Annotated in this window: 11 protein-coding genes; 2 read left to right on the forward strand and 9 right to left on the reverse strand. The window is 33.3% G+C overall.

Annotated elements, in window-relative coordinates; translation table 11 throughout:
* Positions 1–2: 2 nt before the first annotated feature.
* The 8 genes from rho to alr all read right to left on the reverse strand — a co-directional run bounded on the left by rho (position 3) and on the right by alr (position 8,618).
* Complete coding sequence (rho, locus tag HPY57_03130) at positions 3–1,250, reverse strand: transcription termination factor Rho (GenBank protein NPV10762.1); 1,248 nt, start codon at positions 1,248–1,250, stop codon at positions 3–5.
* A 169-nt stretch (positions 1,251–1,419) separates the two neighbouring features.
* Entirely contained in the window at positions 1,420–2,691 is a 1,272-nt protein-coding gene (locus tag HPY57_03135; protein NPV10763.1) for a bifunctional folylpolyglutamate synthase/dihydrofolate synthase, read from the reverse strand.
* A gap of 1 nt (position 2,692) precedes the next feature.
* A complete protein-coding gene (locus HPY57_03140; protein NPV10764.1) occupies positions 2,693–3,601 on the reverse strand; it encodes a dihydroorotate dehydrogenase in 909 nt (302 codons plus the stop codon).
* Between the two features lie 5 nt (positions 3,602–3,606).
* Positions 3,607–4,368 (reverse strand): dihydroorotate dehydrogenase electron transfer subunit, encoded by a 762-nt coding sequence (locus tag HPY57_03145; GenBank protein ID NPV10765.1) that lies wholly within the window; start codon positions 4,366–4,368, stop codon positions 3,607–3,609.
* Positions 4,369–4,390: 22 nt separating this feature from the next.
* Positions 4,391–5,026 (reverse strand): ribose 5-phosphate isomerase B, encoded by a 636-nt coding sequence (gene rpiB, locus HPY57_03150; protein NPV10766.1) that lies wholly within the window; start codon positions 5,024–5,026, stop codon positions 4,391–4,393.
* Positions 5,023–6,090 carry a mannose-1-phosphate guanylyltransferase gene (locus tag HPY57_03155; GenBank protein ID NPV10767.1) on the reverse strand — a complete coding sequence of 356 codons (1,068 nt, stop codon included), beginning with the start codon at positions 6,088–6,090 and terminating at the stop codon, positions 5,023–5,025. Before HPY57_03155 ends, rpiB begins: the two co-directional genes overlap by 4 nt.
* A 1-nt stretch (position 6,091) precedes the next feature.
* Complete coding sequence (locus tag HPY57_03160) at positions 6,092–7,357, reverse strand: hypothetical protein (protein NPV10768.1); 1,266 nt, start codon at positions 7,355–7,357, stop codon at positions 6,092–6,094.
* Positions 7,358–7,502: 145 nt separating this feature from the next.
* Positions 7,503–8,618 (reverse strand): alanine racemase, encoded by a 1,116-nt coding sequence (alr, locus tag HPY57_03165; protein NPV10769.1) that lies wholly within the window; start codon positions 8,616–8,618, stop codon positions 7,503–7,505.
* Positions 8,619–9,334: 716 nt separating this feature from the next.
* On the opposite strand from alr, the gene HPY57_03170 reads away from it, so the two are divergent.
* The gene (locus tag HPY57_03170; protein ID NPV10770.1) at positions 9,335–10,750 is read left to right on the forward strand and encodes an amino acid permease; all 1,416 of its coding nucleotides are present in this window, start codon (positions 9,335–9,337) and stop codon (positions 10,748–10,750) included.
* Positions 10,751–10,756: 6 nt separating this feature from the next.
* A complete protein-coding gene (polA, locus tag HPY57_03175; GenBank protein NPV10771.1) occupies positions 10,757–13,513 on the forward strand; it encodes a DNA polymerase I in 2,757 nt (918 codons plus the stop codon).
* A 103-nt stretch (positions 13,514–13,616) separates the two neighbouring features.
* On the opposite strand, the gene HPY57_03180 is transcribed toward polA, so the two are convergent.
* Positions 13,617–14,639, reverse strand: coding sequence for a PorV/PorQ family protein (locus HPY57_03180; protein ID NPV10772.1), 1,023 nt, complete (start codon positions 14,637–14,639; stop codon positions 13,617–13,619).
* Positions 14,640–14,647: the final 8 nt, after the last annotated feature.

Here is a 14,647-nt window from a genome sequence, read left to right on the forward strand (position 1 = left end):
TTTTAACTATTCATTGATTCAAGAAATTCTTTGTTGTTTTTCGTTCCTCTCATCTTATCGAGCAAGAATTCCATAGCTTCAACAGGAGTTAGATCACTAAGGATTTTTCTGAGCAGCCAGATTCTATAAAGAGTTTCTTCTTTGATAAGCAATTCTTCTTTTCGAGTTCCAGAACGATTAACATCAATTGCTGGGAAGATTCTTCTATCGGCGAGATTTCTATCGAGAACAATTTCCATATTACCAGTACCTTTAAATTCTTCGAAGATAACTTCATCCATACGACTTCCTGTATCAATCAAAGCGGTCGCAATTATAGTAAGACTTCCACCTTCTTCAGTATTTCTTGCGGCACCAAAGAATCTCTTTGGTTTGTGAAGTGCATAAGCATCAACACCACCAGAAAGAATTTTTCCCGAGTGTGGAATAACCGTATTATTTGCTCGAGCAAGTCTTGTGATACTATCAAGCAGGATGACCACATCATTGCCCATTTCAACTAATCTTTTAGCTTTTTCAATAACAATATCAGAAACCTGAACGTGTCTTTCTGCAGGTTCATCAAATGTAGAAGAAATGACTTCTGCTTTAACTGTTCGTTTCCAGTCGGTAACTTCTTCGGGTCTTTCATCTATCAAAAGAACAATTAATTTCACATCAGGATGATTACGAGTAATTGAATTGGCAATTTTTTGGAGCAAGATTGTCTTACCACTCTTAGGCGGCGAAACAATTAGACCACGCTGACCAAATCCAATGGGTGCAAGTAAATCAAGCACTCGCATTGAATATTCACCTGGAACAGTTTCAAGCTGGATTTTCCTTTCAGGATAAAGAGGGGTAAGATTATCAAACAATCTTCTTTGCATTACTTTTTCTGGTTCTTCGCCATTGACAGAAGTAACCTTAAGTAATGCAAAGAAACGCTCTCCATTTTTCGGTGGTCTTACCTGACCTGCAACTGTATCGCCTGTCCTTAGATTGAATTTTTTGATCTGCGAAGGAGAAACATAAATATCATCAGGTGAAGGCAGGTAATTGTAATCTGGTGAACGCAAGAAACCATATCCATCGGGTAAAACTTCAAGCACACCAGAGCTGAATGAATAACCTTCTTTTTCTGCTTGCTTCTCAAGGATCTTAAATATTAAATCCTGTTTTCTTAAGTCAGAGTAATTTTCAATTTCGAGCTCTTTTGCAATTTTATTTAACTCAACAATCTTTTTACTCTTAAGTTCGGAAATATCCATTGCCATATTTATTTACCTTTAATTTGTTTATACTTAAAACTATTGGAAAGAAACAACATACCATTTGAGGAATATTGATAAATCAAATTGTTTGAAAACTTTCTTGTGGGTTAATGTGGAAAATCTATATGCAAAATTAGTGAAATGTCTTTTAATGTCAAGATGTTTATTAATTTTTTCTTTCAAGAAATTCAATCGCTTCTCCTACTATAAAGTTTGATCCAAAGATTACAATTGTTTGATCTTGAGGAATTTTATTAATTGCTTTGTTAAGTGCTTCTCCAACTGAAGTGAAGATTTCAACATTTGAATGTTTGAATTTCTCTGCAAGTTCAACGGCTTTCATTGATCTTTCAGTTTTTGCCTGACATATAAAAATTTTATCAAATGAGCTTTCAATCAATTCAATCACATCGTCAATTTCTTTATCTCTCATAATTCCAAAAATTGCGACCTTTCGGCTGCTTAAAAGCTTATTTAAACTTGAGAGGAAATTTCTAATCGCATCTGAATTGTGACTTGTATCAAGTATAATTTGCGGTTTTGTGTCTAAAACTTCAAATCTTCCTCGCAGTTTGAATTTTAAATTTTTAATTCCATTTAATACTGCTTCTTTAATTTCCTTTCCAATGAATAACCTTTCAATCGCTGCTATGGAAGTTTTTAAATTTTCAATCTGAAAATCTCCAATCATCGGTGAGTTAATTAAGTATTCATTGCTAGTTTTTTGGGAAAATATTTTTACTTCTAATTTCTCAATTGATTGTTGCAAGTTCGAGTGAAGATAATTTTCATCTGCAAAAATTATTTCTGCATTTTTTTTGACTGCAAATTCCTTAAAAATATTTTTCACTTTTTCTTCATTTTGCGAGACAATGACTGGCACACCTTCTTTAATTATTCCAGCTTTCTCTCTAGCAATGTCTTCGATTGTATCTCCAAGAAATTCCTTATGATCATATCCAATTTTTGTAATGACTGATATTTCAGGTAACAAAACATTGGTTGAGTCAAGCCGTCCGCCAAGTCCTGTTTCAACAACAGCGAAATCAACTTTTTTATCAGAAAAATATTTAAATGCAAGTGCGGTTGTGACTTCAAAAAAAGTGGGTTTGATTTTTTCAATATCAGGTTTAAGATAATTCACCATTTCAACAAGATAATTATCTTCAATCTCATTGCTGTTAACTTTTATTCTTTCATTAAAACGAACCAGATGCGGTGAAGTGTAAAGTCCAACACTAAAATTCATTTCCGATAAAATAGATGCAATAAAACTGGAAGTTGAACCTTTGCCATTTGTACCTGCAATATGAATTGACTTGAAGTCATTTTGTGGATTACCTAACAATTCAAGTAATCGATAGGTGTTTTCTAGTCCAAGTTTAATTCCAGTTTTTTGCAGTGAATATAGATATTCAAGTGATTGTTTGTAATTCATCTTAACTTAACTGAAGCGATCCGATGACTTCATTAACATCTTTGAAATTAAAATTTCTAAGATAATCTTCAATCCCTTTGATAATTTTGATTGGAGCAGAAGGATCAACAAAATTGTGAGTTCCAATTTGAACTGCTTTAGCACCAGTAATTAAAAACTCAAGAGCATCTTCAGAATTTGTAATTCCGCCAATTCCGATAACTGGAATATCAACATTTTGAACGATCTCAAAAACTTTAGCAAGTGCGAGTGGCCTGATTGCTGGCCCAGAAAGCCCACCTGTAATATGACTTAATTTTGGTTTTCTTGTAAAAACATTTACAGCCATTCCTACAAATGTATTAATTGCAGAAACTGCAGTTGCGCCTTCTTCTTTCGCGACTTTTGCAAACTCGCTGATAAAAGTTACATTTGGAGTAAGTTTGATAATTACTGGTTTATTAGTTGATGCAACGACTTTCCCTGTAATTTCACCAACTTTTGAAAGGCTTCTTCCAAATTCTAATCCACCTTCCTTTACATTTGGGCAGGAAACATTTATTTCAAAAGCATCAATTTCTTCTTTATCAAGAATTCTGACACATTCAACATATTCTTCTACAGAACTTGCTGCAATATTCACAATTATTTTTGTATTGAGTTTCGTTAATAACGGAAGTTTTTCTTCAATAAATTTTTCAACACCTATATTTGCTAAGCCAATTGCGTTCAACATTCCAGCAGGTGTCTCGGCGATTCTTTTCGGAGGATTTCCTTTTCTTGGTTTCAGACTTAATGATTTTGTTATAATTCCTCCGAGCTGATTCAAATCAAGGAAATCAGCTGATTCAATTCCGTAACCAAATGTGCCGCTGGCAACAAGAACTGGATTCTTTAATTCAAGATTTCCGATTTTAACTTTAAGATTTATTTCACTCATAATTTAATTTCTTTTACATTAAAAACTGGACCGTCTTTGCAAACGAGTTTAAATCCTGACGAATCAGATAATTCAATAGGACAACCCTGACAGATTCCAAAACCGCAAGCCATAGCTTCTTCTGTTGAGACTTCACAAATCAAATCATACTCTTCGCTCAATTGCTTTAGCGCTCTTAGCATTGGGGTAGGACCACATCCAAAAATTTTAATCTTCCCGTTGAAAAATTTTTTATCTAAATCATTTTTAAGCAATTCAACTACATTTCCATTAAATCCAATTGAGCCATCATCTGTTGCGATCTTATAATTTTGAAGTCCATAAGTCACAACAAACTCTTTTGTTCTTGCACCGATGTAAGTGTAAATATTCTTCTTATTTTTAAGAACTCTTGTAAAAAACGGGAATGGTGCAATTCCAAGTCCACCACCAACAAAAATTGCATTTTCAAAATCATCATCTAAATTAAAACCATTACCAAGTGGACCAATCACATCAAATTTTGAACCTATCGAAGCATTTGCTAACATTTTGGTTCCTTGACCGTAAATTGTGAACATCAATTTAAAAGTATCTCTTTCCACATCGCAATAAGAAAATGGTCTTCTTAAATATGGATAGCAGGTTTCAGATACTCTTACATTGACAAATTGGCCTGGTTTTACATTGTTAGTTAATTCTTCAGATCTAAGAGTGACAAGTATAATTTGATCAGTTAAAATTCTCTTTTCGACTACTTTGGCTAATGTTTGAAACATCATAATATTTTGAAATTAATTTTCAGGAGTTTCGATTTTCAATGTCAGTAATTTTATCAAGACGTTTTTGATGCCGCCCACCTTCAAAGTCTGTTTGAAGCCAGAGGGAAATGAAGGATTTTAGAATTTCAACATCAAATACGCGGGCACCTAAACTCAGAACATTAGAATTGTTATGTTCTCTTGAACTTTTAATTGCATATTCATTATAACCAACAGCAGCACGAATCCCCTTCACTTTATTTGCAACCATTGCAGAAGGAATTCCAGTTGCATCAATCACTATTCCTCTTTCAGCTTGATTGTTTTTAACAGCGAAAGCAACTGCGTAAGCAAAATCGGGATAATCGCAGGACTGCTCGGAGTTCGTTCCAACATCAATTACTTGAAAACCTTGAGAACTTAAAAAATTAATTAGCTCTTTTTTTACCTTAAATCCAGTATGATCAGAACCAATTGCAATTGTTTTAACTAAATTTTTTGAAGCCGATGAATCTGAACTCAATTGTTTAAGTTGAATATTTCTTAATTCAATCTTTTCTCTAATTATTACATCTTTAGCCGATGGAGTAAGAATTGTGTTTTCATCAATGTAAAGTTCCTTCAAACCCTGTCGAACCAGTTTTAAAACATCAGCTTCGGTAATTAGTTTTTTCATAAGTAGTCATTCATTTTTTTCATTTTCAAATAATCTACAACTTTTTTCACATCCTGCGAGTGAGTTCTATTTGCAACTAAAACCGCATCATCAGTATTGATGACAATAACATGCTCAAGTCCTAAAACTGCTGTAAAATTATTTTCTGAATAGACATAAGAATTCTTTACATCATCAACAAAGCACTTACCGTGCAGAGAATTTCCATTTTCATCTTTATGACTTAACTGATAAACTTCTTCCCAACTGCCAACATCGCTCCAGCCAAAAGTGCTTCTTATCACATAAACCCGATCTGATTTTTCCATCACTCCATAATCAATTGAAATACTTCTTAACATACCATAAACAAGCTCAACCTGTTTTTGAAAATCATCTTTCAAGAGATGCTTTTGCAGCTTTTCTAATCCTTCATAAAGGTCTGGCATATGTTTTTTGAATTCTTCAAGAATAACATCTACACGCCAGATAAACATTCCAGAGTTCCACAAGAAGTCACCACTTTCAAGAAATCTTTCTGCTGTCTGGTAATTCGGCTTTTCAGCGAATGTTTTCACTCTAAAAATATTTTCTTCAATTTCTTTCTCATCTCTTTGAATATATCCATAACCAGTTTCGGGTCTCGTTGGTTGAATTCCAATTGTAACCAATCCTTTTGAATGATAAGAAAAGTAGATTGCTTTTTTGATTATTTGAACGAAGGCATCTTCATCTCTAATTATGTGATCGGCGGGTAGAACAACTGTAACCGCATCCGGATTAAAACTATGAATAATTACAGATGCAAGACCAATACATGCTGCCGTGTTGCGGCCGAATGGTTCTATTATAATATTGTCATGCGGTATTTGTGGTAATTGTTTCTTAATCTCTTCTTTTTGGATTTTGTTCGTCACAATAAAAGTATTTTCAAGTGGAATGACTTTATTAATCCTTTTTACCGTGTTTTGAATCATTGTGTTTTCATCAAAAATTCTTAAAAGTTGTTTAGGCATTTTTTCGCGGCTTCTGGGCCAAAACCTTGAACCAACTCCACCTGCCATTATTACTGCATAAACTTTCATATCAGACCTCATATTGTAGTTGTTGAAGTTTTTCTTTAAGTAAATTATGTTTTTTCAAAAAGGGTTCGAGATCAATATCTTTTTCTTTTAATAGAGATACAAGAACAATCAAAGTGCTTCGAATTAATTCAGCTTCAGATTTTTTAACGACAATTTTATGATCTCGAATCGCAACAAGTGCAAGCCAGTAAACTTTGATCAATTCAGAAATAAAATCATGGTTTAACTGAGCTGCAAGTTGAAAACATTTATATGCCTGCTGAATTAGTCGGAAAATTTCTTCTTCTGAAAAATTTTCATTAATAATTTTATTTAGAAACTCATCTACTTCGAGAATGTTTTGCAAAATTAATTTCTCGAATTCAAGAAATAATGTATCGTTTGAAAGTTCCTTAGAAGGATCTAAGACTTCTTTGAGGGTGGATTCTTTTTCTTCTTCAGATTGTTCCTCTGAAATATCATCAAAAGTCTGAGCATTTAATTGCTCAATTTCTTTAAGTGTTTCTTCAGCTTTTTCAATCTCTTTTTCACCATCAAAATTTTGCAATGTTTGTTCTGTTCGAGTTTCTTCAGTTATTTTTTCTTCTTCAGTTAATAATTGTTTTTCTGAATCAAAACTCTCATCAGTTGATTGGTAAATATCTTCTTGACTTTTTTGCCCAATTGTATCTGTTGTAAATTGTTCAGTGCTTGTTTTTCCATCGTCAAATTGAAGCGGAAGAACTAAAGCATCTTCTTCTTTTTCTGTCTTTTCAATTTTCTTAGAGATTGATTTTTTAGCAATTCCGTTTTCAATCTCTAATTCTTCTTTGACTTCAGACTCTTCGGTAATTCTAAATTCTTCTTCTACATCCGACTTTTGTTTATTCAAATCTGATTCAGTGATTGACTGACTTTGTTTATCTAAATCATCTTTCTTAATTGCAATAATCTCTTCTTTTTCATCTTTTAGAAATTCATTCAGATCAAGTTTGGGCTGCTTGATTTCTTCTATAACTTTTTCTTCTGTCTCATTTACTTCCGGCTCTTTCAACTCATAAAAGGTGAAAGTTGTATCGTCAAAGACGATTTTTGGTTTTTTTCGCGATAAAATTCCGCTTCTATAATTCCCCTGCAAAAATCTTCGAAGAATTGATTGAACTGCATCACGATCAGAAACAAATTGATAACTAATTTTTTCCAGATCGATATGCGATTTATTCAGTCTTCTATAAATTGAGATGAGTTTTGATGCCGTCTCTTCAAGTTCAACAACCCGTTCCATCATTTTAAGATCGGGAAATAAGTCCCGGCTGTTCTCTATCTTAGAAACTAGTCGAGAAAGGAGTTTCTCTTTTTCCTTATCAGAAACTCTAATTCTTGAAGCGGCACTTTTAAACAGCTGAACTATGTAAAATTTTACGAAATCCAATTCAATAAATGAACTTTCTTTTTACTCTTTTTGAAATAGATGTACAAACTTCATAAGGAATTGTATTCAAAATTTGAGCAATATCATCCGCATCAAATTTAAAACTTTCTGATGAACCAAGCACAATTACTTCATCTTCATACGAAACATCGTCACAACCAAAATTAACCATAATTTGATCCATTGTAACTCTGCCTACGACATCATACATTTTATTACGATAAATCACTTTGCCTTTATTTGAAAGTAAACGATTATACCCATCAGCATAACCTATTGGAAGAGTTCCGATTTGTGTTTTTTCATTTGTGAAATAAGTTCTGCCGTAACTGACGCTTGTATTCTTTTCAACCCATTTAAGAAAAGCGACCTTTGTTTTAATTGACATTACCGGTTTAAGTGGAATCGATTCACTTGTTTCTTTCGAAGGATAATAACCATATAAAGAAATTCCAGGTCTGACAATATTAAAATACGATTGAGGAAGATCTAAAATTGCTCCGCTGTTTGCTGCGTGAAAGTATTTTACATTTTTGATTTTACTTTTGGTAATCTCAATTGCTGTATTAAACCTATCAAGCTGATGAAGTGCAAATGTCTTATCTCTATGATCCGAAGTTGCAAAATGTGTATAAACACCTTCAAGGTAAATCGATTTATTCTTCTTGATAAAATTTAGATAATCTTCAAGCTCATTCAGTTGAATTCCAACTCGGCCCATACCTGTATCAATCTTCAGATGAATATTAATTTTTGTTTTCGATTTTTCAGCATATTCGGCTAAACCTTTCAAAGTCGAAAAATCATAAACAGTCGGAGTAATTTTCAATCTCGAAATGAACTTGAAATCAGCTGGATAAATTTTCCCAAATACAAGAACATTTACATCAGGAAATTTTCTTTTGAATTCTATTGCTTCTTCAACTAAAGCAACGGCGAAGTATTTTGGTTTGGGAGTAGTGTTTAAGAGAGCTTCCACACATTTAATCATTCCATGACCATAAGCATCGGCTTTTACAACTGGCATCACTAAAACATCTTTACCAACTTTCTTCGCAATTGATTGATAATTGAAGATAAGATTAGATAAGTTAATCTCAGCAAATGTTGGTCTCATCGTTGCAAATATACGAAGATTGAATCTCCGTTTTATTGATTAAATATTTTTAGTTAGTGTAATTATTAAAGTTTTCAACGACGAAAGTGTTGAATGTGAATAAAATGAAATGTGAGAAAAATCTTTTCTGTATTTTATTCGGTTACAATGTCATCACTTCGGGATTTTTTTCTTTTTTATTCTGATTTATTCAATAATAATTTCATCTATTCTGGATTTTTATCCTCCAAAATGTTGGAAAGATTCTTTTCTTAACACAAGGTTAATTCGTTTTTTATTAAGGGAAACTTCACTCAAAAAATCCACATTGTTCCCTTACAGGTGTATTTCAACATTTCCCACTCATTAAAATTGATTAATCAATCCTGAAATTAGCTTCAGCTCCGATCATAAATAGACATTACACTAAAAAATAAATCCTTAAAGAGGTAAAATTATTATAAAACCAATTCTCATAATTGTCTCTCAAAACTCAGAAGGGATGAAATTATCATATCAACAATAAAAATCCTTCATATAAAAATTTCACTCTATGATTTGGATGATTAAAAATCACTCATTCATAATTTTTAATTTTAATCAACTTGTCTTTTGATTATAATAATTCCCCTCTTCATGATTTTAAATTAAAAGCTTTCATCCAGCAATGTTCTACCATTTCTTATTTGAATTACCTTTCATTTTTAATAATTTCAAAAAATCAAACGAGGAGAAAAATGAAACAACCTGTTGAGAAAACTTCTGATGGACTTGTAAGAGGTCTCTCAGTAACAGCAGCAACGATGATTGTTGCGGGTTCAATGATTGGCTCAGGAGTTTTTCGTAAGCCATCGATAATGGCTGAGCAATTAATGTCGCCTGAACTCGTTTTACTTGCCTGGGTTGTTGCTGGAATTTTTACACTTATTGGTGCACTAACAAATGCTGAAGTTGCAGGAATGATTGATGCAACGGGTGGTCAATACAAATATTTCAGAACAATGTACGGTGATTTTATTGCGTTTATCTATGGATGGTCAATTCTTGCTGTAATTCAAACTGGAAGTCAGGCATCAATTGCTGTTGTTTTTTCAGAATATCTTGGTTATTTCATTAAGTATCCACAATTCTCTGAAGAGGTTCAAAAATTTTCGATTTATGTTCCACTTGTAGGAAATATTTATCCGCTTCAGGATTTTGGAACAAAAGCTGTCGCGATACTTTGTCTTCTCTTTATAACAGGAATAAATTATGTGGGAGTAATTTTTGGAGGCGGAGTTCAAACTTTTATTACATTTGTAAAGATTGCTTCGATACTCCTTTTAGCTTTACTTGCTTTCATTTTCGGGAACGGAAGCCTGGCAAATCTTACTACGGATGCAATTCCCGTTCACAATGAATACAATGTTTTAACAATGTTTGGTCTCGCACTTGCAGGAGCCTTCTGGGCTTATGACGGTTGGAATAATGTAACTTTTGTTGCCGGCGAAGTGAAAAATCCCAAACGAAATGTTCCAAAAGCTCTTGCATTCGGGACTTTAATTGTTATGGGAGTTTACTTAATTATCAACTTAGCATATATGTATGTCTTGCCAATTGATAAAATTGCAAAATCTCCGCTTGTAGGTGCGACTCTTGCTGAAACAATCTTCGGACCAATTGGTGGATCAATCATTTCAATAGCAATCATCATTTCAACATTTGGTGCAGTGAATGGAAGTATTCTTGCAACTGCTCGAGTTCATTTTGCAATGAGTCGGGATGGATTGTTTTTCAAACCACTCGGCAAATCGCATCCAAAATTTTCTACGCCTGGAACTTCTTTAATCGTGCAGGGAATCTGGTCAAGCATTTTGACTTTAACAGGAACATTCGATACAATCTCTGACTATGTGATATTTGCTTCATGGTTATTTTATGGAATGGGAGCTTTTGGAGTTTTTGTATTAAGAAAGAAAATGCCAGATACTCATCGACCGTATAAAGTTATTGGTTATCCATTTCTTCCAGCATTATTTGTGATCTTTGCGGTTCTTTTTGTCGGCAATACACTTTACTCCGATACAAGCAATGCAATGATGGGATTAATTTTAATTTCACTTGGAATTCCATTTTATTTTTACTGGAAGTATTTTGCAAAAAAGAAGGCTTAGGATTTTATGAAAAAAGCATTTTTAATTGATGGAATGTCGATGGCTTATAAAGCCTACTTCGCTTTTATTTCGAGACCTCTCAGAAATTCAAAAAATCAAAACACAAGCGCCGTTTATGGATTTCTTTCATCTCTCTTGAAAATTTTAGAAAACGAGAAACCCGATTACATCGCAGTTGCCTTCGATACAAAAGAAAAAACTTTTCGACATGATAAATTCCCAGAATATAAAGCAAATCGTCAGTTAATTCCCGATGATATGATTTATCAACTTGACTACATCAAAAAAATCTTAAAAGCAATCGACATCGAGATAATCACAGCACCAGGATTCGAAGCCGATGATATTATTGGAACGCTTTCAAAGAAATTCAAGGACCAAAAAGTTCAATCATATCTAGTTACTCCTGATAAAGATTTTCTTCAATTAATTGAAGATGGAATTTATGTTTATAAACCATTAAAGAAATCCGTTGAGGATGCTGAAGTTTATGATATTAATAAAGTTAAAGAAGAATATGGATTAACTCCTGAACAATTTATTGACTTTTTAGCTTTAACCGGCGATCCAACCGACAATATTCCAGGCGTGAAAGGAATTGGCGAAAAAACAGCGCTCGAACTAATTAAAGAATTCGGCTCACTCGATAACATTTACAAAAGCATTGATAAGATCAACAAAGTAGCTCTTAAGCAAAAATTGATTGACGGAAAAGAGATGGCTTACCTTTCCCGTGAACTTGTTACCATCAAACGAAATATTCCAATTGATGTAGACCTTGAGAACTTAAAGATTAAATCGCCCGATGTCAAAACTCTTGAAAATTTGCTCAACGAACTTGAAATAAAAACCTTTAACAAAAGATTAGAAAATCTACTGAACACAAAAATCAAATCTTCTACACCGACTTTATTTGATACCGAAGAAGTTGAAAAACCAGAAATCAAAATCAAGGAAATAGATGGGACTAATTACATACTTTTAGATTCAGAAGAAAAGATAAAACAATTCATTCTTAAAGCAGAAAAATCTGATTTAATAGTTTTTGATACTGAAACTGACAACTTAAATTCAATCGATGCAAATTTAGTTGGACTTTCATTCTGCCTGAATAAATCGGAAGCATATTTCTACAAACTCGAAAATCATAGGAACTTTGACGCAAAGGAAAATGACAGAAAGAATTTGAAACTTTTTAAGAAAATACTTGAAGATCAATCGAAATTAAAGATTGGGCAGAATTTGAAATACGACATTAATGTTTTATACAATTATGGAATTGATGTACAACCTCCGTTTTTCGATACAATGGTGGCTGCTTATGTTTTAAATCCTGATGGAGTGACTGGATTGGATGATATGGCTAAGAAATATCTTAATTACGACACTTATAAAATTTCCGCTTTAATCGGAGATAAGAAAAACTCAGCACTGATGTGGAATGTGCCAGTGAATGATCTTAAAATTTATTCGTGCGAAGATGCGGATATAACTTATCAACTTTATTTGATTTTAAAAGAAGAATTAAAATCAAAAGAGTTGATCGATCTATGTGAAGAGATTGAATTTCCACTTGTAAAGACTCTTTCTGATATGGAATTAAGAGGAGTTTACATCAATACTTATGATTTGCAAGATTTGAGCATTGAACTCGGTAAACAAATCTCCAACATCGAAGCAAAGATTTACGAACTCGCAGGAGAAGAATTTAATGTTAACTCAACCAAGCAATTACAGGAAATTCTTTTTGTAAAATTAAAATTAGAACCGACAAAGAAGACCAAAACTGGATACTCAACAGATATTCAATCGCTTGAGCAAATGCGATTTTCACATCCCATAATTGAGCATCTGATTAATTACAGACAGCTTGTTAAACTTAAAAACACTTATGTAGACTCACTCCCTGAATTAATTAACAAGAGAACAGGAAGAATTCATACAAACTATAATCAAACTATTACTTCGACTGGAAGACTTTCGAGCAGCGATCCAAATCTGCAAAACATTCCAATTCGTTCTGAGATGGGAAAAGAAATTAGAAGAGCTTTTGCTGCGTCAGATGAAAATTGGAAAATTCTGAGTGCCGATTATTCTCAAATTGAATTAAGAATTTTAGCTCACATCTGCGAAGATCCAAATTTAATTCAGGCATTCGAAAATGATCTTGATATCCACGCTGCAACTGCATCAAAAGTATATGGGGTTCCGATTGATCAGGTAACTCCAGAAATGAGAAGAAAGGCTAAAGAAGTCAATTTTGGAATTCTTTATGGAATTGGACCATTTGGTTTGAAAACAAGGCTTGGAATTTCTCAAACTGCAGCTAAAGAATTGATTGACAGATATTTCAGGACTTACAAAAAAGTTCATGATTATCTTGAAGAGACAAAAAAATTTGCTCACAAAAATGGCTATGTGGAAACACTGAAGAAACGAAGAAGATATTTACCAAATATTAATTCCCAGAATGCGACGGTTCGTTCTGCTGAAGAAAGACAGGCGATCAATATGCCAATTCAAGGTACAGCTGCTGATATGATTAAAATTGCAATGAACAATATTTCAAAATATTTCAGAGAAAATAAATTGAAGTCAGCGATGATAATTCAGGTTCATGATGAGTTGGTCTTCGAAGTTCATAAGGATGAGCTCGAGGAAGTAAAGAGAGTCGTAAAGAAAGAAATGGAAGGGGCAATTAAATTAAAAGTCCCTGTCAAAGTTGATATTGGAATTGGTAACAATTGGTTAGATGCTCATTGAAATTAAATGAAACTTTCTTTGCGTTTAACTCTGCGAACTCTGCGCCTCTGCGATTAACTTTTTTCAACGCAGAGACGCAAAGGACGCAAAGTGTAGAAAAGAATCAGAAATTTACACCAACGGTTATATAATGCACATTCTTCAGCCTTCCGAAATCTTGATATGCATAATCAAATTTCATTGTGACTAAATCCACTAATCTATAATTTACTCCAAGCCCAAATGTAAAGCCCTGTTCAGAATCTTTTTCAAAAAGTGATTTATATCCAGCTCTTAAGAAAATTCTATCATTCCATGAGTATTCAAATCCAGAATTAACATACTCAGTATTGTCATTTGGATGAACTGCATTTGTCTCTAAAGTTAATCTCATCTCTTCAGTTTTAATTGCATCGACAGCAACACCAATTCTAAAAAGTAACGGTAAATCAAACTCATCTACATCATGTCGAGTATTTATAATGTTTTGTCCTCCGGGTCCAGTATTAGTCAATACAAGCAAATCTCTTCCTGAAAGTTTCATTTTAGTTCCAAAGTTTGAAATGCTTGCACCGAGCCTGGTCTCATTCAAGAATTGAATTTTATAAAATGTACCAATATCAATTGCAAAACCTTGAGCCGATTCATTCCAAATATATTCACGGATATATTTCGCATTAAAACCAATTGCAAAATTCTCTGTCAGATTTCTTGCATAAGAAATTCCCGCTGTAAGTGCACCAGCACCGAAGAATTCTCCAGTTCCTTCTGGTTTTTCAACTGTGCGGACTAACATTTCATCCATAGTCATAACTCCTACAAATGCACCAACAGTCCCGAAGTCAGATAAATTCATTCCAAATGCTGCATGATCAAATTTTACATCAAGTAACCAATCGATATGATTAAACGAAACTTCTCGATTTTGTATTAATGCCAGACCTGCAGGATTCCAGTAAACAGCCGATACATCATTTGGAGAAGCGACAAAAGCACCACCCATTCCAAGCGCTCTTGAGCCAACTCCAATTTTCAAAAATTGCGCTGCAGTTGTTCCTGTCTTTGTCAAACCTGCCCCAATCTGAGCAAATGAGTTTAAACTCAGAATAACTACAAAGATTAAACTGATTGAAAGAATCTTTTTCATAGTTTTAT

This window comes from Ignavibacteria bacterium (assembly GCA_013177855.1).
Classification (GTDB): Bacteria; Bacteroidota; Ignavibacteria; order Ch128b; family Ch128b; genus Ch128b.

Coding starts and splice junctions, on each gene's coding strand:
- HPY57_03180 (NPV10772.1), bottom strand. CDS start 14,639: ATGAAAAAGATTCTTTCAATCAGTTTAATCTTTGTAGTTATTCTGAGT.
- HPY57_03145 (NPV10765.1), bottom strand. CDS start 4,368: ATGTTTCAAACATTAGCCAAAGTAGTCGAAAAGAGAATTTTAACTGAT.
- rho (NPV10762.1), bottom strand. CDS start 1,250: ATGGATATTTCCGAACTTAAGAGTAAAAAGATTGTTGAGTTAAATAAA.
- HPY57_03155 (NPV10767.1), bottom strand. CDS start 6,090: ATGAAAGTTTATGCAGTAATAATGGCAGGTGGAGTTGGTTCAAGGTTT.
- HPY57_03170 (NPV10770.1), top strand. CDS start 9,335: ATGAAACAACCTGTTGAGAAAACTTCTGATGGACTTGTAAGAGGTCTC.
- alr (NPV10769.1), bottom strand. CDS start 8,618: ATGAGACCAACATTTGCTGAGATTAACTTATCTAATCTTATCTTCAAT.
- polA (NPV10771.1), top strand. CDS start 10,757: ATGAAAAAAGCATTTTTAATTGATGGAATGTCGATGGCTTATAAAGCC.
- rpiB (NPV10766.1), bottom strand. CDS start 5,026: ATGAAAAAACTAATTACCGAAGCTGATGTTTTAAAACTGGTTCGACAG.
- HPY57_03160 (NPV10768.1), bottom strand. CDS start 7,357: ATGATGGAACGGGTTGTTGAACTTGAAGAGACGGCATCAAAACTCATC.
- HPY57_03135 (NPV10763.1), bottom strand. CDS start 2,691: ATGAATTACAAACAATCACTTGAATATCTATATTCACTGCAAAAAACT.